We start from the raw sequence: 24205 nt of genomic DNA, 5'->3' as shown, positions 1-24205 counted from the left end.
ATTGGGCCCACCAGGACTTGAACCTGGGACCTACCGATTATGAGTCGGGTGCTCTAACCAACTGAGCTATGGGCCCTCCTTAGCTTTAATTTATTATATTTATTTTTTATTCATTGTCAAGTTCATTTTGAATAACTTCTATTTTAGAAGTTAATGCATCTAATTTGTTATTAATTTTGTCTTTTTCTTTTGTTAGGATTTGCATTTTTTGTTGAATGGTTTTTATTTCTTCCTGTTTTGTTATTTTTGTTAAATCATTACTTAAGTTTAATATTTTTTGGTTTGTTTTTTCGATTGTTTGGATTGCTGCGCTGATTGTATTGGTTTTAGTTGTGATTTTATCTTTTTTTGTGGTTTCAATAAATTCTTCAGCAATTTTTTTTAAAATATTTTCTTTGGTTTTTACAATAACATTGATTTTGTTTTTTATTAGATTCTTTTTGTATATTTTTTCTTTTTTGCTTTTATATATTATTTGTTTTATTTCTTCTTTTATGCTTTTTATATTTGTTTTGATTTCATTTATTGTTTTAAATTCTTTAATAATTATATTGTTTAATTTTTTATTTAATGAAAATTCATTTATTATGCTTTCAAAGTTTTCAGAAAGGTAATATTTTGTTAATATTTTTTTTTCAAATTCTTTTGATATTTTACATACATTTACCATATTTATAATATTGTTTATTGCTGAGTTGACTTTAAGTATTATTTTTTGTAAAGGATTTTTTGTTTTATAATCACTTGCTAATTCTATTTTTTTATATTTTTCAAGTTTTAATTTAGAAAAATTCATGTTGTATTTTGATATTAATTCTAGATTTTGAGGATAAATTTCAATTATTGCTTTAGCAATTTCTTTAAGTTTTTTTTTGTATGATTTACTAACAGATTTATGTTCTGTTTTAAGAATATAAATTTTTTTGTTTAAATTTTTTAATATGTTTTCATTTTCTTCTGATTTGCTTAAATTGCTTTTCATTTGGTACAATTCTTTTTCTGCTAATTTTAGATTAGGATAGTGGTTTAAATTTTTTAATTCTACTATATTATTATTTTTTAATATTTTTCCAAGTTCAATTAAACTTTTTTCTTTTTCTATCTTTAATAAGCTGATTTCGGATTTGATTTTCTTTATCATGGGAACTCTGATTTCATTTTATGCTCTGTCAACTTTTTTTTCAAGCTCAAATTTAGATATTTTGTAATAAATTTTTCGTCCATGAGGACAGTGTTTTATTTCTAGTTTGAAAAATTCATTTATTAAAAATTTGCTAAATTCAAGGCTTAATATGTCATTTGTTTTAACAGCTTTTCTACAGGCAATAGTTGCATATAAATCAGATTCAAGAGAATTTATTGTTCTACTTTTTCTTGATTGAAAAAAGTGAATAAGAGTATTTTCATATTGATTGCAAATATTAGGAATAGATTCAAGTTGATATTTTTTAGGGCCTATTTTAGAGATTATAATGTCCATTTTTTTGTATTCCTCGATTTCACTATCTATAATTTCTTCTATGTTTTTATCAATTATTGTGAATTCAATTGGTATTAGAAGTTTTTGAATAGTTTTTTTTGAATTTCTAAGTTTTTCATATATTATTTTTTCATGAACTGCGTGTTGGTCTATGAAGTAAATTTCATTTATTTTTTCAACGATCAAAAATTCAGAAAATATTTGCCCTATGTAGTTAAATTTTATTTCTTCTTTTTCATCTTTGTTTATTGGTTCTTCAAATTCTAAAAAGTTGTCAGAGAAAATGTTTGTAATATTTTCCTTAAATGATGGTCTGTTTTGTATAATTGAATTATATTTTTTAAGGCCAATATCGTTTTGTATTATGTTTTTGTTTAGTTCGTTTACATTATTTTCTGTTTCTAAATTTTTATTTTGGGGTATGTAATATGTGCTAGTTTTATTAAAGTTTTCTGGTTGGTTTATCATTTCTATTAAATTATCATCATTTGTTAATTGTCTTTTTATTATTATGTCGTTGTAGCTGTTTGTGTCTTTATCGAAAAAATTATTAATGTTATCAGAAATTAGCTTAAATAAAAATGGAAGATTGAAAAATCTTACTTCTTTTTTTTGAGGATGGACATTAAAGTCAATATATTCAGGGTTTATTTCTAAAAATAAATAGCATATTGGGAAGTTGCCAGGAGAAAGTATCCTACTGTGCCCATTAGTTATTGCTTCTAAGAGATCTTTTTGATCGATAGGTCTTCTGTTTACAAATGTTTTAATATGTCTTTTGCTTTTTTTAGAAAAATTAGCTGGTGCTAAAAATATTTCTGTTTTTATATTTTCATGTTCTTTTTTTAAGACCTTAAATTTATTATTTTCTATTACACTTCCATATACATTTTGCACTCTATCAATTAACGATTCTTTAAAGTAAATTTTTCTTAGTTTTTGATTTAAATTAATTTCGAAATTGATTTCGGGATGGGTTATTATTTTTTCTTCTAAAACTTTGAGACACATTTTTGTTTCAATGGGTTCTTGCTTTAAAAATCTTTTTCTTGCTGGAAAGTTGTGAAATATTTTTGTAACATCTACTATTGTTCCGTTTATTGCGGGTTGTTTTTTAAAGCATTTTTCAATTCCATTTTCTATTTCTATTTGATAGCTTTCATTTTTAGTTGTTGAGCTTGTTATTGAAATGTTAGAGCAAATTGCAATACTGGAGAGAGCCTCGCCTCTAAATCCTAGAGTTTCTATTTTTCTTAAATCTTCTTCTGAGGATATTTTTGAAGTGGTGTGTGGTAAATAGCAGATTTTTAAGTCCTCTTTACTTATTCCGCTTCCATTATCTATTATTAAGATTTTGTGAATTCCTCCTTCTTCAAGAAAGACCTCAATTTTAGTAGCCCCAGAATCTATTGAATTGTCTAGTAATTCTCTTAATATTGAACATGGCCTGTCTATTGATTCTCCCGCTGCTATTTTTTGAACCAAGTATTTATCTAAGAATCTTATTTTATTCATTACAATTTATATTCCTATTATTTTTTTAATATTTTCATTTTTTTTGTAATTTGGAAATTTTTTGACAAGCTCTCTTAATGTTTGATCATTATTATTCTCATTATATTCTATTATTCCTAGCGCATGTAATGCTTCTGGATTGTTTGGCTTTAATTTTGTATATTCCTTTAGAAGGTCTTTAGCTCTTGTGTTGTCATTGATTTCAATTAGAGTGGTTGCAAGATTGTATTTTGCTTCAATATCGGAATTGCTTATTGCTTTTTCAAAAATTTCAATTGCTTTTTGATAATTTTTTTGTTTTTTATAAAGTATTCCAAGATTGTTTAAAGCTAATTTATTATTTTTGTTTATTATCTTTTCAAGAGTTGAGATTGCTTGAGTTTTATTTCCCGATTTTTCGTATGCTTTTGCTAGATTTATGTAGGCTGAAATATTTTCAGGGTTTTTTTCAATTACTAAGCTGTAGAGCGATATGGCATTTTGGTAATTTTCGTTTTTAAGATTTATAGATGCTTTTAAATATAAATATTCACTTTTTTCTGGATTTAAATTGATGGCCTTGTTTATTATTTCAAGAGATTCTTTAAGTTTATTGTTTTCAAATTTTGCTATTGATAGGTTATAAATAGCAATTTCGTTGGGGGTTTTTGTATTATCATAAAAAAAACCCAAATATTCTTCACTTTTTTTGAAGTTACCCAAGTTGTTTGACACTATTCCGGCTTTTAATGCATAATTTAACTTTTTGTTGAGATTGTAGGCATTTTTAAAACTTTCAAATGCTTGCTGCATATTGCCATTTTTTTCTTCAGCTATTCCTTTTTGGTAGTAGGCAGTGTCATAATTTTTATCAATTTGTATTGCTTTCTCAAAAGATTCTATTGCTTTTTTGTTTTTATTTAACACCATTAAAGCTATTCCTTTGTTATTATGTGCTTTTTTATGTTTTGGATTGAGCCTTATTGTTTGATCAAATGACGCTATTGAATGTTCATACTTTTTAAGCTTGAATCTAATGATTCCAAGTTTATAGTAATCTTCTTGGGTGTTTGTGAGCTTAGTAATTTTTTCATATACATTTTCTGCTTTTAGTAAATCTCCATTGTTTTCATAAGCTTGAGCTAAAGTTTTAGAGGCATAGCTGTCATTAGGATTTATTGTTAAGAATTCGTTTAGATCCTTAATGGCTTGTTGACGAGTTTTTGGATTTTCAAGATCAGTGGGCTTTATTGAATAAACCTTAGATTTAAGATTTTCCAATTGTTGAATTTTATTAGCTTGGGCTAAAGTGTTAGAGGCATAGCTGTCATTAGGATTTATTGTTAAGAATTCGTTTAGATTCTTAATGGCTTGTTGACGAGTTTTTGGATTTTCAAGATCAGTGGGCTTTATTGAATAAACCTTAGATTTAAGATTTTCCAATTGTTGAATTTTATTAGCTTGGGCTAAAGTGTTAGAGGCATAGCTGTCATTAGGATTTATTGTTAAGAATTCGTTTAGATCTTTAATGGCTTGTTGACGGGTTTTTGGATTTTCAAGATCAGTAGGCTTTATTGAATAAACCTTAGATTTAAGATTTTCCAATTGTTGAATTTTATTAGCTTGGGTTAAAGTGTTAGAGGCATAGCTGTCATTAGGATTTATTGTTAAGAATTCGTTTAGATCCTTAATGGCTTGTTGACGAGTTTTTGGATTTTCAAGATCAGTGGGCTTTATTGAATAAACCTTAGATTTAAGATTTTCCAATTGTTGAATTTTATTAGCTTGGGCTAAAGTGTTAGAGGCATAGCTGTCATTAGGATTTATTGTTAAGAATTCGTTTAGATCTTTAATGGCTTGTTGACGGGTTTTTGGATTTTCAAGATCAGTAGGCTTTATTGAATAAACCCTAGATTTAAGATTTTCCAATTGTTGAATTTTATTGTCTTCTTTATTTAATTGGAAAATGTCTTTTTTGTAGGGATCTTTTGGTATATTAATTAAATTTGGTTCAATATCTTTTTTTATTAAGGTTAATAGTAAATGGGAAGCTTCTTTATTTTTTAAACTTTCAATCAACCCATTTACTTTTTGAAATTTGTTGCTTAACCCTTTTTTAATTAATTCTTTTAATCTGTTTTTCCCAAGTGTGATTTTACCGGTATTAATATTGTCTAATATTTCATAAAGCTCTTTTTTTATTAAATAGCTATATGGCCTATGAATTTTCCCCATTATTGTTTGAGTTTGACTGGATAGAGAAAAATCGTCTTCTTTTTTAGAATTTGGGGGAGGAGTAGCATTATCATTGTTTGAATATTTAATATTTGCTGGGGGTTTTAAAATATTTTCTGCATTTTTTTCTTTGGAAAAATTTGTGATTTGCTTATCATTTCCTATTTTTTGAGTGTCATTTAAATAATTTTCACTATTTGATTTTTCACTTATTTTTTTTTTTAGTTTTTCCAAATTAAATAAATTTTTTTCATCATTAACGTTTAATTTGGGATTTGAAGATTGTACTGCTTGATTTTCTTCTTTTGATATTGTATTTGGGTTTATTTTTTTTGGGATTTTGCTTTTTTTAAATTCAGATATGTCTTCATCTTCAATGCCAACGTCATCGTTTCTGTCGGAGTAATTTTCTGTTATTGCGCTGTCTTTAATGTATCTATTATTAAATGCGATATCAAAATTTTCGTTTGCATTTGTTTTTGAATTGTCTTGACCTTTAATCTTGTCTAAGATTTTATTTGCAGAATCTCTTTGTAAGTCGTTTGATTCAAAAGGACTGCTGTTTGCAATTTCTGCTAGTGTATTTGCAAGCATTGTAATGTCTTCATTTTGTGGGTATTTGTCTTGCAGAAGTTTTGCAACAGAGTATGCTTTTTTATAGTTTCGATCTATTACACTATTTTTAACTTCGTTTAGCATTATTTCTCGATTTTTGTCATTTAACTTGCTTTGATATATATAGTAACCAAAGCCCCCAAATGATAAGATAAGTAAGAAAATTAAAAGCAATAATACTGAAAAATTTGTATGTTTTTTATTCATCTATGTATAACTCCTCTTGCCAATTAAGTTTTTCTAGCTCAATTAAAGAATTTGTTTCTAGATTGTCTTTAAAACCATCTTTAAGTATTTGATTTTTATCTTCTTTAGCATATACAATATGCTCAGTTCGTCCCTTTAAACTTTTGTCAATTTTTTCAAGATTAATTTTTTCATTTCTTAAATAGCTTATTATAAGCAAAATGCTGTCTTTTTTTTCTGTTTTTGATCTAAGGGTAATAAATTGTGAGTAGTCGTGGATAGCCATAGTATATGAGTCCCAAGCCTTTTGATATTCTTTTTCTTTAGATGTTATTTTGCCCTGTTGAACATAAGCATTAGCTCTATTTAGCAGCGCGCTGTCATAATTGGGCTTGCTTTTAATAGAATTAGAATAATATTTTATTGCTAAGGGATAGTAACCCTCTCCTCTGTTAAACATTATGTTACCTAATTCATAATATAGTATGTAATCGATTTCACCGCCTACTGCAATTCCATCGAGTAAGGCTCCTTCTGCTTCTGTTAGTTGGTTATTTTCTCTATATGCTATTGATAAAAAATAGTAGCCGAGCTGTACTTTTGGATATTTTTTAATAGCATCGCTTAGTGTTTCGATTGCTTGAATGTAATTTTTATTTTTCATTTCTTCTTTGCCGATTCTAATTAGCCTTTGAGAATATGCTAATTTTGAATTAAATATTAAAATTAAAAATAAAATAAAAAATTTACAATTTTTACTTAATAATAATAAATAAATTCTCATTTTTTCCCATTTTATTTAATTTAGATTATATGCCTTTAGCTTTCATAAGCTCTTTTTTAAAATTTATTTTTTGCTTCAATTTTGTTTTGAAAAAAAGAAATAAATTCCAATAAACTACTTTTTTCATTAGATTTTATCTTTCTATTGTTTTTTAATTCTACCAGATTCTCACAATATATTAAATAGCATATTGCAGGTAATAATTTTTTCTCGTTTTCATCTTCCAGCTTTTCAATAAGATTAAATTTTATATTCTTTAGAAGAATTTTTAAAATTCTTGATCTTGTTTTTAGTGATTTTATTAAAAGATATGATCTTTGGTAATCTAGTTGGTTGGGATTTATTTTTTGCATTTTTATTATTTTTTTAGGTATTGTAATTTTATTTTCGTCAAGGTAAAGTAGCATATCTGATATAAATTTGAAATGCTTATTTTCAATATTAGGATAAAAAGATAGAAAATATATAAATATTTGATTTTGTATTTCAAAGGTTTTAGTTTTAAAAAATTCTTTCATTTGCTGACAAAAAATTTTTTTATTCTTATTGTCAGCATAAATATAAAATGAAATCCACCCATAAGTTTCTATATTTTGAGAGGTTTTTTCTATATAGTTCATAATGCTTTGTATGAATGCATTTTTAATGTATTTTTCTTTAAATATGGTTGAGCTTTCATAGGGGTTGAAATTTGTTTTATCAAAAGATGTAAAAAAATCCTCTGTTTGAAATTTCGCGCTTATAATTTCTTTAATTTTTTCTTTTATGTTGATTAATTTGTGTTTTTCAATGTATTCAAGCGCATTTATGAAAGATTCCCAATTATTTGATATTTTGTCCTTGAAAAACCAAGTTAAATATTTTTTTGTTATTGTTTTTTCAACTATATATAAATAACATTTTAATGTGTTTTGAAAATCCTTTGGAGTGTATTGTGTAAAATCACTGAAAAAATAATTAAAGTTAATATTTTTGCTTGAACCTTTATAAAAAATTTCATTAAGACTTAAAGTTTTTATTGCACGTAAGTAGTTTAAAATTTCATTGTATTTTAGCGCTAAAATTTCTTCTTCTAAGTATTTGTAATGTTTTATCAAAATTTTAATAAAAATGTTTTTACTCAAACACCCAACCGGCCAATATGTAAGTATTAGCATTCTTTTTAGTTTTATTAGCCTGTTTTCTTTATTAATTAAGCTTGATTTAAAAACTTTTTGATTTTCCGATTGATTTTTTAAATTTTTATTTAATATATTTAATATTTTGATTTTATTTTTGTTTCTTACAGCTATTAGAATGTCTACTGTTTGCTCTAAGTTATTAATGTTAATGTTGCTGGAAAAATTTAATATAATTTGCTTGTAAATATCTTTTTTTTCTTGAGAATAATAAGGGTTATTTTGTATTTCAATTAGTTTTAAAAAGTTGTTGGATTTTAGTTTATATGTTATTCCTAATTTTTTGGTGTTGAAATTAGCTTCTTTGCTTATTTGAGCGAAATTTTTACTTTTTACTATTTCTAATATCCATTTTTTAATTATTTCATTTTGAGTTTTTTTGTAGTAGTATTCCTCTAGTGAAGTGTTTAATCTATTTTGTTCTTTTTCATAATCATTGCTAATTTTTATAAGCTCGAGTATTTCGGGTTTTTCTAATTTATAAAGTTGGGAAGAAATATTGTATTTTAAGACTTTTTCTTCTATATGTTTGATTATGTACTTTTTTAATGTAGCAAGGGAATTATAAAATTCTGGATCCTTTTTAATCGTTTTCATGTATTCCTTTTTTTATAATTTCTATTAAATTTTTATCTTTTTTTGCAAAATTTATTATTGCTTCTAAATATCCTTCAAGAGTTCCTGTGTCAATTCTTTTGCCCGTAATATTTTTATATAATACTTTTTTTTGATTCATCAACTTTTTTAAAGCATAAATGTGATAGTATTCACCTTTTTGATGTATTTTAAATCCTTTTTCTAAATGTTCAAAAAACTCATAATTGTATAAAAATCTTCCAATAGATGCTTTATTGCTAGGCTCACTTCCAATTTTTGGTTTTTCAACAATGTTTTTTACATGGAGCTCATCTTTGTAGAGATCTATTACTCCGTATCTGTTTATATTTTCTGGATTTTCAATGATAGATATTATATTTTTTCCAGTTTTTTCATGAAGTTTGATCAATTGTAAGCTTAATGGTGGATTTCCAATGTGAATATCATCGGGGTAAGCCACAATTACAGGCTCTCTATTTATCCAAGGTTTTGCATAAAGCAGTGCATTTCCTGTGCCTAGCATTTCTTTTTGCCTTATGAAGCTTATGTTAATTTTTTTATTTTTAATCTTTTCTAATTCATTTTTTTTATTTTCTTTTAAAAAAATATTTTCAAGTTCAATTTCTCTGTCAAAATAATCTTCAAGAACTTTTTTCCGTCTTGAGCTTATTAATAAAATGTCTTTTATTCCTGAATCTATAAATTCTTGGATAATATAATCTATAGCTGGTTTGTTTAAAATCGGTAACATTTCTTTTGGAATTGTTTTTGTTATTGGTAAAAATCTTGTTCCATACCCAGCTGCTAGAATGATGCCTTTCATACTTTTCTCTCTTGAGATAAGATTATAGCAAAAATTTAATTTTATATATTCAATGTTTTTTAAAATTATTTTAAAATTTTTACTTATGTATGTAAGTTCGGGTAAATATAAAGGTAGAAAAATTTTATTTCCCAAGACTGGCGCTGTTCGCCCTGTGATGTCTCTTGTTAGAGAAGCTTTTTTTTCTATTATATTCAAGGATATTATTAACTCAAAATTTTTGGATGTTTTTGCGGGGACCGGTATAATGTCTGTTGAAGCTCTTAGTAGGGGAGCAAGTCTTGCACATCTTGTTGAATGTAATAAAAAAACTAAGATTACATTAGTAAAAAATTTTAGTTTTGTTGGGGAATTTTATAAATTCTTTTTTCAAAGAGCAGAGGATTTTTTGGGCAAAAAAGATCTTTTCTATGATTTTATTTATCTTGATCCCCCTTTTAATTATAAAAATAAGATTAATTTACTTGAGATTATTTTAAAAGGTAAAATTTTGAATGATAAAGTTAATATCATTATGCATTGTCCTTTTAGTGAAGATTTGAACATAGATACATCAAAGTTTTCAGTTTATAATTTAAAAAGGTATGGGGGATCAAAACTTATTTTTTTGAGAATACTGTAGGATTTGGTTTTCTTTCATAGTTAAAGAGAATGAGCCGAATTTCATTTTTATTTAATTCTGGAATGTTGTTTTGTATTACAAAATCGCCCACATTTTTTAGTGGATTTTTTTTGTAATTTCCATCTGTATCTTTTATTAAAATTTCCTTGTTTTCAAAATCCATTATTATTTCTTCTAGCTTGTAAGTCTGGTCTTTTTTGTTCATTATAGATAAATTTGGGACAATGCTCATTTTGTATTCAATAATAGCGGCTTGAAAAAGATTTTCATGATTGTTTTTTTTATTTATACTTACTATTTGGCCATAATCAAAAGGCGCAAGTATTGTTAAAAAATTTTCTAGCATCTTAATGTCAAATTTTTTGTTTTTTGTTTGCTCGTTTGGTTCTTTTTTGCTCCAATAGTATTGTCCGCTATTTTCCATTAAGAATTTAACAGCCTCTAAAGGGTTGGCGCTTTCTTTTATTATTATTGGATTTACCAATTCATCGTAAGTATCTATTATACAAAAAATTCTAACAAGTTCATGAATAAATTTATTGATTTTTAATTGTGGATATCCAGTAGCATCAAGGTAGTCTTTTTGTCCATTGATTATCATTTTCGTAATAGCTGAAATGTCTTCTCTTATTCTAAACAAATTCTTAGCAATGTTAATATTTTTTTCCAAGTATTCTATTTTTAATTTGTGTTGTTCTTTTGAATTTTTATTTTTAAGGCTTATTTTATTTCCTATATCTTCTAATATTGTTATATGCATCAATCCTATTGAGTGTAGCAATGATCCAAGAGCGGCTTGTAGTATCATGTCTTCTGCGTAAAAAAATTCCGTAAATTCGGTATATTCAGTTTTATCAAGAAAAAATTTAATAGTTGAACGAGGTGCATTTTGCAAAGATCTTATTTTGTTCAAATTTGCAATTGTAATTAGAAAATAGATTGTTGTGTCGACTGAATGTAGGAGTATTGAATCGCCTTCTGTTTTGATTTTTCCTTTAAAAAATTCGTAATCTCTTCTAGCAGAATATAAATATAATTTTTTTAAAGTTTTTTTATCTTTAAGGTTTTCTTTTGTTCTAAGCTTTTGAATATCAAAATAATGATATATTTCTAATAAAATTTTTTGCAAAGATATTATTTTATGCCTTGGAAGTATTTTAAAGCTTCCTTCCAATATTTCTTTCCAATAAATTTGATTGGGTTCAGGCTCCATTAATGTATTTATTTTCATGAGTGGTTTTTTCCCCTTGGTAAAAAATATTGGGTCGTCTTCTTTAAAGGGTTTATATACGTCTCTTAGATTATCTATTAGCTTTTCTCTTAAGTAGTTAAGCTCATCATTTAAAATTTCTTCATTTATTTTTTTTATCAGGTTCTCATATGACTCATCTTCTTCTTTTTTAAGTACAGGAATGTAAGGGGTATTGCCTTTAGAAAGTATTTTAATAATTTTTTCATTTACTCTTGTGCCAAGTTTTGATAAATTTCCTATTCTTGCAAAAATTACATCTTGTTCATTTAGATCTTTTATTTGCTTTATTTCTTTAAGTATCACTTTGAGATCCTTTTAATCTTTAAATAAATGTCGCCGAGGAGAATCGAACTCCTGACACAAGGATTTTCAGTCCTATGCTCTACCAACTGAGCTACAGCGACGACTGTATTTCAATTAAGATGCTGCCGAGGAGAATCGAACTCCTGACACAAGGATTTTCAGTCCTATGCTCTACCAACTGAGCTACAGCAGCGTTTTTATTTATAATACCTTAATTTTTTCATAAGTATATATGTTTGTCAACTCTTTTTAAATTTTAGCTTTTGAATTTAATTCTAAAAAAATAATTTATAGTAACAGTACCTTGGGATTTGTATTTTACAAATTTTTAATTTCTCTTGTGAAGATATTTAAAGAAGTCCATATCCGTTGAGAAAATTTTTCTTTTATCCTTTAATACTGCTTTATAGCTTTCTAATGCTTGCCAAAATTTGTAAAATTCAATATTCTTGCCATATGTGTTTGAATAAATTTTTGCGGCTTCTCGGTCTCCTTCAGCTTTGATTTTTGCAGCAGTGGCTTTTGCTTCGCTTAATAGGCTCAACTTTTCTTTCTCTATGCTTCCAAGAATTTCTGTTTTTTCAGCTAATCCTATGCTTCTTTGTTCTTCTGCTATTTGTTGTCTTTCTGAAATCATTCTGTTGTTTACAGAATCAATAAGGCTTGGATCATAAGTAACTTTTCTTATTAATACGTCTACAATTTCAATTCCAATATCTTTGGTATTGTTGTTTGCTATACGAATTATTTCTTTTTCGATTATTTTCCGCCCTTTTGTTATTTTATAAATACTGTTAATTTTTGTTTCTTGCGGAGTAAGTACTCCATTAGACAAACGTTGAATTGGGTCGTTTGAGCTTCTTATAATTTCAAGCAAAGGATATTTTGCGATAACTCCTCTAACAGCAGGTTCAATTGCCGCATCAATTCTGACGTAAGCTCTATTCATTGTTTTTATTGTTGTATAAAATTTATTTATGTCTGCAATTTTCCATCTAGCTGTTGTATCAATCCATATTAATTGCTTTTCTTCTCCGCCTGTTGGAATTCTTTGAGGTTCTCCATCCCATCTAAGAATGATTTTGGGAAATATTTGTACACTTTCAATTAATGGAATTTTATATTTAAGCCCAGCTAAACTTTCAGTTCTTTGAATTTTTCCAAGTCGAGTGGTTATTGAAATTTCATTTTCTTTTAAAATATAAATTGGTTGGAAAATAGACAAAATAGCCAAGCAAACTATTATTGTAAAAGTTATAATTTTTATAGTAGATAATAAAATATTTATTATAAATTTCATTTATTTTACCTCTTTAAATGGTAGAAAATTTTTTAAGTTTTTGTCAATTAATTCAATATTATCTTTGTTTTCAAGTATTTCTTTCATAGTTTCATTGTAAAGTCTTTCTTTTGTAATATCAGGATTTTTTAAATAAGCGTCTAGTATGGCATTAAAAATTTCTGTGTCTGCTAATGCATTATTTATTCTGCTTTCTTTGTATCCTCTGGCTTCTTCAATAATCTTTAATGCTTCCCCTTTAATTTTGGGAACTATTTGATTAAATTCTTTTTTCCCTTCGTTTATGTATTTATTTTTGTCTTGAATGGCAATGTTTACATCTTCAAAAGCCTCGTAAACTTTTCCTTTTGGGGGTAGGGCATTTCTAATTTGTACTTGCACTACATCAATGCCTAAATTATAATTATCTATTATTTCATTCATAGAAGATTTCACACCTTCTGTAACTCCTACTCTGTTATCGTTTATTATTTCAAAAATAGTATTGTCTCCAATTAATCTATTCATTGATGACTTTGCAATATCTTTAATTGTTGTCTCGGGGTCTTCCACTTTAAATTTAAATGAGTACGGATCTCTTATTTTGTATTGCACTAACCATTCAATATTTATGATATTTAAATCTCCTGTGATAATCATACTTTCATCGCTTGCATTATCATTTTCTCTAATATCATTTGGAGATATTATAAATCCAAATTTAATTTCTTGGACTATTTTTACGGGCACTATAAATTTTTCTTCAATTAATGGAATTTTAACATGTATTCCTGAATCAAGAGTTCTGTTAAGTTTTCCAAGACGAAGTACAATTGCTTCTTCTGATGGCCCGACTATAAATATATTTGCAATAATTATTATTAATATTAGTATTAAAGTAATAATAATTATTAAATATTCGTAAGTTTTATTAAAAATTTGTCTTATGTTAAACATTTGATTCTCCTCCATTTTTATTTTATAATCGAATTTATCGTTACTTTTTAGACTTGATAAAAGTTATTGTTTTTATTTTATTATTCTGAATTTCTTTAATAAAATATTCTCCATCAGTTGTTGTTACGGTTTCGTTTTTTTGTGGTATTTTATCAAGTAGATCTGTTAAGTATCCCCCGATTGTATTTGTATACTCTTTATGTTTAATAGATATTCCAATTATCTCTTCAATCTCGTCAAAAGTAGTTTCTCCAAGTATTGAGTAAGTATTGTTGTTGATTTGTGTAATCAGAGGTTTTTCCTCTTTAATGTCGTATTCGTCAGATATCGCTCCAAAAATTTTTTCTACTATGTCTTCTATTGTAAGTATTCCTGAAAAACCGCCATACTCGTCAATTACGATTGCCATTATTTTTTGCTTTTTTCTCATAATATCTAATATGTCTTTTATTTTTTTGTTTTGTTGTACAAATACGGCGGGTTTAATAAATTGAGAAACGCTTTTATTCATATCTTTTTTATTTATCTCTATGAGGTCTTTAGCTATTAAAATTCCAATTATCTGTTCTCTGCTTTGTCTTTTGTATATAGGAATTCTAGAGTATCCTTCCTCTTTGATCAATTTAATTACATCTTTTAGCTTTGATGAGCTTGAGAGTGAGAAAACTTCTGTTCTGTGAGTCATGATCTCAGAAGCTCTTACCAGATCGATATCTAACATTTTTTGCATAAATATTCTAGAATCGTTTTTTAAAATTCCTAAATTTCCCGCTAAAGAGAGCATATTTTTTATGCTCTCTTTAGTCATTTTATAGCTTGTTTTAATTTTAAAGAGATTTAATATTTTTTTTATTATTTTATTTATTATATATATTAGTGGAGTAAATATAAAAATCAATGTTTTTAAAAAAAATGAAGTGGATAGAGCAATGACTTCATTATTTAAAATTGCAATTTGTTTTGGAAGTATTTCTGCAAAAATTAGAACGATTATTGTTATTAGGCCTGTTGATATTGCAAGTGTGCTGTTTCCGTATTTTTCAAGTACAAACTTTGTTGTAAGTGTACTTGCAATTATATTTGATATATTGTTGCCGATAAGAATAGTAGTGATTAATTTTGAAGGAGATTGAACCAAGTTGTACACTGATATTCCAGATTTCCCCTTTTTTCTTATATCTTGTATCTGAAGTATACTTAAGGAAGTGTAAGCTGTTTCAGATGCTGAGAAAATAGCAGATAATATTATAAATAGTAGTATCACAGTTAATTCTAACATATGTATTATTTTAATTTATCTTCAACAAAAATGCTTTAATTTATTATATTCTTAAGCAACAAAAATATTTTTGACTTGACTTTAAAAGGCGCTGACCGGAATCGAACCGGCGAATCAAAGTTTTGCAGACTTCTCCCTTAGCCACTTGGGTACAGCGCCTTGTAACATTGATTAGTTTATTAAAAAAATAGAAAATTGTAAATATAACTTCTATTGAAGCATAATTTTCAAATTTCTTAGCTATTTTTATTAGTTTTATGTAAAATTTTAATATATGAATAAAAAACTTAATGACGTTTTATTAAAATTGGATCAAGATTTAATAAAATATATAAAAGGCTCTCTTGATTTAGAAATATCAGGAGTTACTTACAGTTCCAAATTAGTTTTGCCCGGGTTTGTATTTTTTGCTCTTCCAGGAATCCATTTTGATGGACATGATTTTATTGAAACCGCAATTCAAAAGGGTAGCAATGTTATTGTATATTCGCGAGATTTGGATTTTTACAATCCCAATGTTACTTATATTAAGGTAGATAGCTTTAGCATAAGAAAATTTATGTCTAATTTTTCAAATATTTTTTACGATGAGCCTTCAAAAAAATTAAAAGTTATTGGAGTCACTGGCACTGATGGTAAAAGTTCTGTTTGTTATTATATCTACCTGCTTTTAAAAAGCAAAGGCGTTAAAGTTGGTTTTGTATCGACGGTATTTTTTGATGATGGGAGTGGAAGTTTGATTAAAAATCCTTACAGACAGTCAACTCCTGAATCTACAGAAATACATTCATTTTTAAGCAATATGGTTAAAAATGGGGCTCAATATGCAATTCTTGAATCTACTTCTCATGGGCTTGACCTTGAAACAGCAAGACTTATTGATGTTAATTATTTTGCTGTTGTTTTTACTAATATTGGACATGAGCATCTTGAATTTCATGGTACAATTCAAAATTATTTGAATGTAAAGCTAAGCCTTTTCCAATCTGTGAGTGATGATGCTGGTTTCGGAGTTGTTAATCTTGATGACTTTTATTCTTCTGACTTTAAGAATGCTGTTAAAAAATCTTTTACTTATAGTTTAAAAAGCAATCAAGCAGATTTTTTTGTCAGCTTTATTGATGAGAAAACAGATTCTACCAGTTTTGAATTTTATCACAAAGGAGTTAAATACATTGCTAATGTTAGTCTGTTGGGGAGTTTTAATGTTGAAAATGTAATGGCTGCTCTTATTTTAGTTTCCAAAATTTTAAATAGTGATATTCAAGACATTGTTGAGAAGCTTATTTACATTAAAAGTCTTGATGGGCGTATGGATAATATTAATTTAGGGCAAAATTTTTCTGTAATCATTGATTATGCTCATACCCCTGGTGCTTTTTCTAAACTTTTTCCTATTTTTAAAAGATTTGCTAAAAATAGATTGATTTCTGTTTTTGGTTCTGCAGGAGAAAGAGATGTTGCAAAAAGATTTTTCCAAGGGCAAATTTCAGATATTTATTCTGATTTAATCGTACTTTGTGATGAAGATCCAAGAGGCGAGAATAGTATGTGTATAATTAAAGATATTGCAAAAGGAATTGTAAATAAAGTTGTAAATCAGAATTTGTTTTTTATTCCTGATAGAAAGCAAGCTATTGAAAAAGCAATAGGTTTTGCAAGGGCAGGAGACCTAGTTGTAGTTTTAGGAAAAGGACATGAAAGTTCAATAATTTATAAAAATACAGAAGCTTTTTGGAATGAACAAGAGGTGGTTCAAAATGCTATTTTAGGTTTAAAAAAAATCAGAAAAGGAGAAGTGATGTGAAAAAAAATCTTATGTTAATATTTGGCGGTGTTTCTTTTGAACATGAAATTTCTTGCAAATCCGCTTATAGCATTTATTTAGCCCTTTTAGATTTAAATAAATATAATATTTATCCTGTTTATATTGATAAGTGCACAGGTATTTGGTACTTATTAGATTCTGTTTCTGATCCTCCAAAGCCCATTAGTGTAGATGTTTTGCCCATTGTCAGCCTATTACCAGGACTTGGAATTTTTTCAAATAACAAAAATCTTGAGATTGATGTTGTTTTTCCTGTTGTTCATGGAAGAACCGGTGAGGATGGTGCTATTCAAGGGGTTTTAAAAGTTATGGACATTCCCTGTGTTGGTGTTGGCATTATAGGTAGTGCTATTGCTAGCAATAAGTATTTTTGCAAACTTTTGCTTAAAAGCTTTAATATCCCTTTAGTTCCTTTTATTGGATTTAGACAGTATGATTATTTTTTAGATAAAGAGGAAGTAAAAAGAAATGTAAAGGAGGTTTTAGGCTATCCTGTTATTGTTAAGCCTGCAGTACTAGGGTCTTCGATTGGGATAAATGTAGCTTACACTGAAAATCAGATTGAACCTTTTATTGAGAAAGCTTTAAATTATGATCTTACCATTGTAATAGAGAAATTTATTGAAGCTAGAGAGATAGAATGTTCTATTATTGGGAATGAAAAGATGAAAATATTTTCTCCTGGGGAAGTTATTGTGCAAGATTTTATATTTTATGATTATGATGCTAAATATTCTGTTATTCCCGGGAATTCTATTGTCTTTAATATTCCTGCACATCTTGAGACAAATCAGTTGTTAAGTATTAAGGAACATGCCTTTTTTGTTTATAAGAATTTAGAACTCAGAGGTATGGCAAGAATTGATTTTTTTGTTGAAAAAAAAACAGGAACAATTTATCTTAATGAAATAAACACTATTCCAGGATTTACCGATATATCTATGTTTGCTAAAATGTGTAGTCATGACGGTCTTCAGTTTAAAGACTTAGTGGACAGTTTGATTGATTATGCTTTTCAAAGTTTCATTAATAGGAAAAAAAGGATTAATTTTGAAGATTAATTTAATTTTAAAGTTTTTAGATTTTCAATCTCTTTATCATTTTTGAGCTTGAAGTATTCGAGATGTTTATATTTTTCTGCTTTGGGCAATATTCCTGAATATTTTATCTTGTAAGAATAATTTATTTTTATATTTTTTTCTTCTTTATTATTGGCTTTATTGTAGATTTTAATTTCATTTTTTTTAACATGTAGATTTGCAAATGCTTCATATTCTATGTCATCTTGAGATTTAAGAGTAAATGCAATTGTTGTTTTTTTAGAGCTAATGTTTTTAAGTGAAAAAATAATATTATTAGACAATATTTTATAAGGAGTATTGCTTTGGTAAATTATTAGTTTAGATGCATTTTTAAAATGCAGCTCGATTTGATTTGCAATTTTTTGAGTAACCAAATCGATGCTATAAACAGCTCTTTCTGCTATATCTGTTTTTTTAAAATCAATATTCATTAGCTCATCATCAGCTTTAATGCTAGTTTTTAATGTTTTTTTATTTGCTTGTAAAGTTAGGTTAAATTCATTTGAAATTATTTGGATAGGATTTTTATTGTCCTTTATATATTCAATTTTTATTTTATTTATTTTTTCTGGAAAGCTGGCTATTTGTTCTATTCGTATTATATGCCCTTTTTTATCGATATTTTTAGATATTATGATTGTGGTTACTAAAAAAAAAGTTATAAGGCCAAGTTTTTCGACTTTCTTTAAATTTTGTTTAATTTTTGATAGCTTGGATTTTAAATGCTCTGAGATATTAATAAATATGGTAGAAAAAAGACAAATTGAGATTAGATAGCTTAATGTAAGTGTATTTGTGATTGATGTAGTATTTTGTATTAATGTTATTAACATAAAATTGATTATCCAAATAATTATTACTAATATTTTTTGAATAATAGTATTTTTATTTGGTTTTATTAATAGCAAAATGCTTTTTATGATAATTATTAAGATAAATTCTACTTTAATAAACATTAATATTATTAGTTCAATAACGGAGGTTGATATTGCCAGATATTTAAGTTGTCTGTAATTTAAGTATATTGTGAAATTATATGTAAAAAGAGACAAAAGATTATGTATGAGCAAAGTTGTAAAAAAAATTATTAGATATTTTGGATTTGTTATACTGTAAATTGCTGTGTTTTCATTACTTACAAATATTTTATTTGTAAGTAATAAGGATAGATACGTGCTTAAAAAAAAAGTAAAAAACAATCTTACTAATTTGTAGTAATTATTTTTTACTTTCTTCATGACCAATCCAGCTTCTTTGAATTTTCTAATAAATACAATGATAATCAAGTTATAACAAATGTAAATTAACGCTATTAAAGCAATTTCATTAATTATTATTTTTTTAAAGGGCGTATCAATTACAATGTAGTGTATTTCATTAGTATTTTTACTTTTGTACTGGTTGGTTAATGCTTCTTCGATTGATTTGTAAATTTCAAAAATAGTATTTTTATTTTGAGCTAATATAGGATTTAAATTGTTATTTATTATTAAAAAGGGGATAGATTCTTCCCAGTATAAATTATATAAATTGTTTAATTTTTTTTCAGTTATTTTTGTTGTATTAAAATCAAGTTTATTTTTTTCAAAGGTTTTTATAATAGCTTTTAAAAATCCCAAATTTGTTTTTGAATTTGTTATTAAAGATTCATTTTCTAGGTAAAGTTTATTTTTTATTTTATTTTCGTTTAGCATTAAGTATATTGTATTTGTATTTTTTCCTAAATAATTGTTGCTAAGTAAAATTCTGCTGCTAATTATTGTGTTTTGTTCTAAAGAATCATCTTCAACAAAAAAAAAATTTATACTCTTTTCAGGGTTAGTATTTTTAAGTTTGTTCAAAAGTTCAATAGCAATCCCAATTGCTAAATTATTTTTTAAATTATTTAGTATTTTAATTGGAATGATTATATTATAAATAGCTGAGCTTTTTCCTTTGATTTTAGAATGTATTATTTTTTGAGAATACCCAATAAAGCCAATTTCTTGTAAAGAATATTCCATATATTTAATTTCATTTGTATTGAAATATTTTTTTATATAATTAAAAGTGTTTATTATTTTTTCTTGTTTTTTGCTTGGTTGATTAATTTTTTCAATGTGCATTTTTATGTTCTTTTCAGTTGTTATGTTTGCAATTTTATTGTTTGAATTAGGTATATTTTTTCCCATTTTATTTGGCACAATAGGGGCGCTTGTCAAAGCAATTAATAACAATGATAATAATATTTTAATTGTCATAATTTTTAATGTCTTCTTCTACTTGCATTATTTGTAAGATATTTGAGTTTTCTTTTAAAGCAGAAATAATTTTTTCTATATTTTTAGCATTTGACGAGACTATTATATTTGTTATTCCATGCCCATTTCCACAGTCTTCTATTTTTTCACTAATAAGTCTTACGTCATTGATTGTGAAAATGTTTTCAAGATAGCTAAATATCCCCTTCAATTCTTTTAAAAGCAAAATAATGTGATGTACTTTTCTAGTTGGTGTTGCCTCCCACTCAACTTCAATCAATTGATTTTTTTTATAGTACTTAAGTTTTTGACAATTTTCATTGTGCACTATTATTTCGTCTTTATGTATTATTCCAATAATATCTTCACCTGTTGTAGGATTGCATTCAGAGTCTATTGCAATTCTTTTTATTTTAGTTTTAGTATAGGCTTTGAATAAACTAAAAAGCCTTCTTTGTTCTTTGTTTGCTCCAACAAGATACGCAATAATATTGTTGTCTACAAAAATTGTATTGTCATTTTTGTTAAGCCACGATCTAATTTTTGATCGGGCTTTTTTTGTTCTTACACTATTTAGCCATATTACATCTGGTTTTGAGTCTTTTGATGTGAATATTTCTACAATTTGTTCGTTTTTAAGCGGTTTTGTGATTGAACTTATTTTTCCATTTATTTTTGCATAAAGAGCTTGGTCTCCAATATCTGTGTGTATTATGTATGCAAAATCAATTGAATTTGATCCAAAAGGAAGCTCTACTACTTCTCCTTCTGGGGTGTAGACATATATGAATGTATTTAACAACTCTTTGTGGATATCATTCATTGAATATTGACTTTTGTTAGCCGATTCTTGTTGCCATTTTTTTATTCGGTTTATAAATGAAAGATCATCAGCTTTAAGTGCAATTTGTTCTTTATATATCCAATGGGCTGCAACCCCATAATTAGCAATTCTATCCATTTCTTCTGTTCTAATTTGTATTTCAATAAGCTGATTGTCCTCAGGTATTCTTACGGTGGTGTGTAGTGATTGATATTTATTTTCTTTTGGACTTGCAATATAATCTTTAAGTCTTCCTGGAATTGGTTTCCATACTCTGTGAACAATTTCTAATATCTCATAACATTCTTTTTGTTTTTTACAAATTATTCTTATTCCTAGAGTATCAAAAATTTGAGTAAGCTTATTTGTTCTTGTTTGCATTTTTCTAAATATTGAATAAAAGTGCTTTGATCTTACTGTAATTTCTGCTTCAATTCCGCTTTTTTGAAGTTCTTTTTCTATTGATAATTTACCTTTGTATAGTTTTTTTTCTCTTTCTATTTTTGTTTCAGATAAAAAATTTTTTATCTCTTTATAATCTTTAGGATAAAGATGCTTAAACGAAAGATCTTCGAGATATGTTTTAAGAGATGAGATTCCAAGGCGCTCTGCTATTGGAACATAAGTTGAAAGGCAGTCTTTTGCAATCCTATCTTGCCTGTTTTTGGGTAAATAAGAGAGAGTTGTCATATTATGTAGTTTGTCTGCCAGTTTTATTATTATTATTCTAATGTCGTGTGTCATTGCAAAAAACATTTTTGAAATAGTATTAGCTTCTTTTATGCTTCTTGTTTTATTGTGTAAATCATGAATTTTGGTTACACCATCTATTAAGCTTAAGATTTCTTCATCAAATTCTTTTACTATTTCTTCTTTTTCGATATTTGTATCTTCAAGTACGTCATGGAGCAATCCAGCAATAGTTGCTTTAAAATCTAGTTGAAATTTGGCAAGAAATAATGAAACCATTATTGGATGAATAATATAGGGCTCTCCGCTTTCTCTGTATTGGCCATGGTGGAGCTGTTCTGCTATTTCTAGAGCTTTGAATATGCTTTTCTGTTCAAATTCATCTTTATAAGTATTCTCAACAGTTTTTTTGAAAATATTTTTAGCTTTTTCAAGATCATTTATTTTTATTAAGTGCGCAATTTCATATGCTTGTATCATATTCTTGTTCCAATACCAGCGCTCTTGCTCTTTTTTCAAGATCATAAATGGTTTTTAAATGTTTAAATCCCTTTTTGATTGCAAAGTCTTTTAAACTTTTTATTTGCCAAGGAGCCGATTCTATTATTATAAGTCCATTTGGATTAAGTTTTTCTTTTGATTGGCTTAATATTTTTCTAGAAATATTAAGGCCATCTTTTCCAAATCCTAAAAGAGCTTTTGCGGGTTCTTTTTTTATTTTATTTTTTATTTCTAATTCTTCTTTGTTTAAATAAGGAGGATTTGTAATTATTATATCAAACCTTTCCTTTATACAGCTTAGCAAATTAGAGCGGATTATTTCTACAAATTTTTCAAGTTTGAGCTTTTTTGTATTTTTTGCCGCCATTTTTAAAGCTTTTATTGAAATATCTGAGAGTATTACTTTTTTTTTCATGTAATAGGCAATAGAAAGCCCTATACATCCGCTGCCACAGCATAAGTCTAATATTTTTTTAAAGTCATTTTGTTGAATTTGAATTAAGGCTTCTTCTACTAAACATTCTGTATCAAATCTTGGAATTAAGACATGTTTGTTTAGGTTAAATTCAATGCCCATGAATTCTTTTTTTTGTAGTATGTAGTGAATAGGAGTTCCTTTTTTTATTTTATCTATTTGATTTAAAAAAAGTTTTTCTTCTCTTTTTGTTAACCTTTTTTTTGTATTTGCAATTATTAACTCTTTTCTGGTTTTTAAAATTAATTCAAGGATTAGTAGTGCTTCTATTGTATCTAAATTTTTATTTTTAGCATAATTTATAACTTCGTTTACATTCATTATTGTGTATTGTTGCTTTTTAATGTTTGTTCTTGAAGTTCTATAATCAAGGGATCAAGAAGCGGATCAAGTTCTCCTTGCATAAATTCTTCTAATTTATAAAGAGTTATGTTTGCTCTGTGATCTGTTATTCTATTTTGAGGGAAATTATATGTTCTAATTCTTTCAGATCTATCCCCTGAACCCACTTGTTGTTTTCTATTGCTTGATCTTTGCTCTTGTTTTTTAGAATCTTCAAATTCATAAAGCCTTGCTCTTAATATTTTCATTGCTTGGTCTTTGTTTTTATGTTGGCTTCTTTCATTTTGGCACTGCACAACAATCCCTGTTGGCAGGTGTGTTATTCTGACTGCAGAATCGGTTGTATTAACATGTTGTCCACCAGCTCCAGATGATCTGTAAACATCAATTCTTAAATCTTTTTCATTAATGTCAATTTCAGTTTCTTCAATGTTAGGTAGCACTGCTACTGTAGCAGCCGAGGTTTGAAGTCTTCCGTTAGACTCTGTTATAGGAATTCTTTGTACTCTGTGGACACCACTTTCATATTTTAATTTTTTAAATACATCTTTTCCTTTAATTTCAAAGATTATTTCTTTAAATCCCCCAAGTTCTGTTTCATTAAAGTTTATGATTTCTGTTTTCCATTTTTTTTTCTCTGAATATTTTATATACATGGTATAAAGATTGTTTGCAAAAAGGGCAGCTTCTTCTCCTCCTGTCCCAGCTCTAATTTCGATTATTATATTTTTGCTATCATTTTCATCTTGAGGTAAAAGTAATATTTTTATTTGATGTTCAAGATCTTCCCTTTTTTTGTCCAGATCAATTAGCTCTTGTTTTATTAGTTCTTTCATTTCTTGGTGCTCTTCTTTTTCTAAGATGTTTTTGTTATCATTGATTTGACTTAGTATTTTTTCGTATTCAATTTTTTTAGTATTTATTTTTTCTAAATATGTATATTCTTTTATTATTTTTGAATATTTTTTTTGATTTTTAATTAGATTTGTATCTTGCAATTTTTCTTCTATCGACTTAATCTTACTTGTCGCTGAATTTAATTTTTCTAAAAGCATTACGATTTCTCCTGAAAGATAGTAATAGTTTATATTAATTTTAGATTTTTTTGTTAGGCTTTTTAGTAAGTTTTGTGTTAAAATT

16 protein-coding genes, 4 tRNA genes and 1 pseudogene are annotated in these 24205 nt (G+C 26.6%); 3 read left to right on the top strand and 18 right to left on the bottom strand.

Annotated features, from left to right (window positions below; translation table 11 throughout):
- Positions 1 to 2: 2 nt before the first annotated feature.
- From QIA31_RS01575 to QIA31_RS01545, 7 genes and pseudogenes are all read right to left on the bottom strand, one after another.
- Positions 3 to 76 (bottom strand) — tRNA-Ile (locus tag QIA31_RS01575).
- A gap of 30 nt (positions 77 to 106) precedes the next feature.
- A complete protein-coding gene (locus QIA31_RS01570; RefSeq protein ID WP_301385502.1) occupies positions 107 to 1141 on the bottom strand; it encodes a hypothetical protein in 1035 nt (344 codons plus the stop codon).
- 18 nt (positions 1142 to 1159) lie between these two features.
- Positions 1160 to 2995 carry a DNA mismatch repair endonuclease MutL gene (gene mutL, locus QIA31_RS01565; protein ID WP_301393980.1) on the bottom strand — a complete coding sequence of 612 codons (1836 nt, stop codon included), beginning with the start codon at positions 2993 to 2995 and terminating at the stop codon, positions 1160 to 1162.
- Between the two features lie 6 nt (positions 2996 to 3001).
- Positions 3002 to 6031, bottom strand: coding sequence for a tetratricopeptide repeat protein (locus tag QIA31_RS01560; RefSeq protein ID WP_301393978.1), 3030 nt, complete (start codon positions 6029 to 6031; stop codon positions 3002 to 3004).
- Positions 6024 to 6794 (bottom strand): tetratricopeptide repeat protein, encoded by a 771-nt coding sequence (locus tag QIA31_RS01555; RefSeq protein ID WP_301385499.1) that lies wholly within the window; start codon positions 6792 to 6794, stop codon positions 6024 to 6026. The genes QIA31_RS01560 and QIA31_RS01555 overlap by 8 nt, the downstream gene beginning before the upstream one ends.
- 25 nt (positions 6795 to 6819) lie before the next feature.
- Positions 6820 to 8569 (bottom strand): annotated as a pseudogene (locus QIA31_RS01550) (BB_0208 family protein).
- Positions 8556 to 9392, bottom strand: a complete 837-nt coding sequence (locus QIA31_RS01545) for a UTP--glucose-1-phosphate uridylyltransferase (protein WP_301393976.1) — start codon at positions 9390 to 9392, stop codon at positions 8556 to 8558. Before QIA31_RS01545 ends, QIA31_RS01550 begins: the two are co-directional and overlap by 14 nt.
- 52 nt (positions 9393 to 9444) lie before the next feature.
- On the opposite strand from QIA31_RS01545, the gene rsmD reads away from it, so the two are divergent.
- The gene (rsmD, locus tag QIA31_RS01540; protein WP_151060510.1) at positions 9445 to 10014 is read left to right on the top strand and encodes a 16S rRNA (guanine(966)-N(2))-methyltransferase RsmD; all 570 of its coding nucleotides are present in this window, start codon (positions 9445 to 9447) and stop codon (positions 10012 to 10014) included.
- Here the strand turns inward: rsmD and QIA31_RS01535 are convergent.
- The 7 genes from QIA31_RS01535 to QIA31_RS01505 all read right to left on the bottom strand — a co-directional run bounded on the left by QIA31_RS01535 (position 9992) and on the right by QIA31_RS01505 (position 15243).
- Positions 9992 to 11569 carry an HD domain-containing phosphohydrolase gene (locus QIA31_RS01535; protein WP_301393974.1) on the bottom strand — a complete coding sequence of 526 codons (1578 nt, stop codon included), beginning with the start codon at positions 11567 to 11569 and terminating at the stop codon, positions 9992 to 9994. The two genes, rsmD and QIA31_RS01535, sit on opposite strands and share 23 nt — an antisense overlap.
- Positions 11570 to 11597: 28 nt before the next feature.
- Positions 11598 to 11670: transfer RNA gene (locus tag QIA31_RS01530), tRNA-Phe, on the bottom strand.
- 19 nt (positions 11671 to 11689) lie between these two features.
- Positions 11690 to 11762: transfer RNA gene (locus QIA31_RS01525), tRNA-Phe, on the bottom strand.
- A gap of 135 nt (positions 11763 to 11897) precedes the next feature.
- Positions 11898 to 12869, bottom strand: coding sequence for a protease modulator HflC (gene hflC, locus QIA31_RS01520; protein WP_301393972.1), 972 nt, complete (start codon positions 12867 to 12869; stop codon positions 11898 to 11900).
- Complete coding sequence (gene hflK, locus QIA31_RS01515) at positions 12870 to 13805, bottom strand: FtsH protease activity modulator HflK (protein WP_301393970.1); 936 nt, start codon at positions 13803 to 13805, stop codon at positions 12870 to 12872.
- A 40-nt stretch (positions 13806 to 13845) separates the two neighbouring features.
- Complete coding sequence (locus QIA31_RS01510) at positions 13846 to 15084, bottom strand: hemolysin family protein (RefSeq protein ID WP_301393968.1); 1239 nt, start codon at positions 15082 to 15084, stop codon at positions 13846 to 13848.
- Positions 15085 to 15170: 86 nt separating this feature from the next.
- Positions 15171 to 15243 (bottom strand) — tRNA-Cys (locus QIA31_RS01505).
- 115 nt (positions 15244 to 15358) lie between these two features.
- Here QIA31_RS01505 and QIA31_RS01500 point away from each other — a divergent pair.
- Both QIA31_RS01500 and QIA31_RS01495 read left to right on the top strand, forming a co-directional pair.
- A complete protein-coding gene (locus tag QIA31_RS01500; RefSeq protein ID WP_301393966.1) occupies positions 15359 to 16891 on the top strand; it encodes a UDP-N-acetylmuramoyl-L-alanyl-D-glutamate--2,6-diaminopimelate ligase in 1533 nt (510 codons plus the stop codon).
- Entirely contained in the window at positions 16888 to 17973 is a 1086-nt protein-coding gene (locus QIA31_RS01495) for a D-alanine--D-alanine ligase (RefSeq protein WP_301393964.1), read from the top strand. Before QIA31_RS01500 ends, QIA31_RS01495 begins: the two co-directional genes overlap by 4 nt.
- Here QIA31_RS01495 and QIA31_RS01490 read toward each other — a convergent pair.
- The 4 genes from QIA31_RS01490 to prfA are packed head-to-tail and all read right to left on the bottom strand — an operon-like array spanning position 17970 to position 24120.
- Positions 17970 to 20234 carry a ligand-binding sensor domain-containing protein gene (locus QIA31_RS01490; RefSeq protein ID WP_301393963.1) on the bottom strand — a complete coding sequence of 755 codons (2265 nt, stop codon included), beginning with the start codon at positions 20232 to 20234 and terminating at the stop codon, positions 17970 to 17972. The genes QIA31_RS01495 and QIA31_RS01490 overlap by 4 nt on opposite strands.
- Positions 20224 to 22227, bottom strand: a complete 2004-nt coding sequence (gene spoT / locus QIA31_RS01485) for a guanosine-3',5'-bis(diphosphate) 3'-pyrophosphohydrolase (RefSeq protein WP_151060518.1) — start codon at positions 22225 to 22227, stop codon at positions 20224 to 20226. The genes QIA31_RS01490 and spoT overlap by 11 nt, the downstream gene beginning before the upstream one ends.
- Positions 22211 to 23044 carry a peptide chain release factor N(5)-glutamine methyltransferase gene (prmC, locus tag QIA31_RS01480; protein WP_301393961.1) on the bottom strand — a complete coding sequence of 278 codons (834 nt, stop codon included), beginning with the start codon at positions 23042 to 23044 and terminating at the stop codon, positions 22211 to 22213. The genes spoT and prmC overlap by 17 nt, the downstream gene beginning before the upstream one ends.
- Positions 23044 to 24120, bottom strand: a complete 1077-nt coding sequence (gene prfA / locus QIA31_RS01475) for a peptide chain release factor 1 (RefSeq protein ID WP_301393959.1) — start codon at positions 24118 to 24120, stop codon at positions 23044 to 23046. The genes prmC and prfA overlap by 1 nt, the downstream gene beginning before the upstream one ends.
- Between the last annotated feature and the right edge of the window lie 85 nt (positions 24121 to 24205).

This window comes from [Borrelia] turdi, from assembly GCF_030439285.2.
GTDB lineage: Bacteria > Spirochaetota > Spirochaetia > Borreliales > Borreliaceae > Borreliella > Borreliella turdi.
The sequence above is the reverse complement of the archived record's forward strand: the minus strand, read 5'-3'. Positions and strand labels throughout refer to the sequence as shown.

Excerpts from the sequence above, each read along its gene's own strand:
- QIA31_RS01570 (WP_301385502.1), bottom strand. The coding sequence starts at position 1,141 with ATGATAAAGAAAATCAAATCCGAAATCAGCTTATTAAAGATAGAAAAA.
- mutL (WP_301393980.1), bottom strand. The coding sequence starts at position 2,995 with ATGAATAAAATAAGATTCTTAGATAAATACTTGGTTCAAAAAATAGCA.
- QIA31_RS01560 (WP_301393978.1), bottom strand. The coding sequence starts at position 6,031 with ATGAATAAAAAACATACAAATTTTTCAGTATTATTGCTTTTAATTTTC.
- QIA31_RS01555 (WP_301385499.1), bottom strand. The coding sequence starts at position 6,794 with ATGAGAATTTATTTATTATTATTAAGTAAAAATTGTAAATTTTTTATT.
- QIA31_RS01545 (WP_301393976.1), bottom strand. The coding sequence starts at position 9,392 with ATGAAAGGCATCATTCTAGCAGCTGGGTATGGAACAAGATTTTTACCA.
- rsmD (WP_151060510.1), top strand. The coding sequence starts at position 9,445 with ATGTTTTTTAAAATTATTTTAAAATTTTTACTTATGTATGTAAGTTCG.
- hflC (WP_301393972.1), bottom strand. The coding sequence starts at position 12,869 with ATGAAATTTATAATAAATATTTTATTATCTACTATAAAAATTATAACT.
- hflK (WP_301393970.1), bottom strand. The coding sequence starts at position 13,805 with ATGTTTAACATAAGACAAATTTTTAATAAAACTTACGAATATTTAATA.
- QIA31_RS01510 (WP_301393968.1), bottom strand. The coding sequence starts at position 15,084 with ATGTTAGAATTAACTGTGATACTACTATTTATAATATTATCTGCTATT.
- QIA31_RS01500 (WP_301393966.1), top strand. The coding sequence starts at position 15,359 with ATGAATAAAAAACTTAATGACGTTTTATTAAAATTGGATCAAGATTTA.
- QIA31_RS01490 (WP_301393963.1), bottom strand. The coding sequence starts at position 20,234 with ATGACAATTAAAATATTATTATCATTGTTATTAATTGCTTTGACAAGC.
- spoT (WP_151060518.1), bottom strand. The coding sequence starts at position 22,227 with ATGATACAAGCATATGAAATTGCGCACTTAATAAAAATAAATGATCTT.
- prmC (WP_301393961.1), bottom strand. The coding sequence starts at position 23,044 with ATGAATGTAAACGAAGTTATAAATTATGCTAAAAATAAAAATTTAGAT.
- prfA (WP_301393959.1), bottom strand. The coding sequence starts at position 24,120 with ATGCTTTTAGAAAAATTAAATTCAGCGACAAGTAAGATTAAGTCGATA.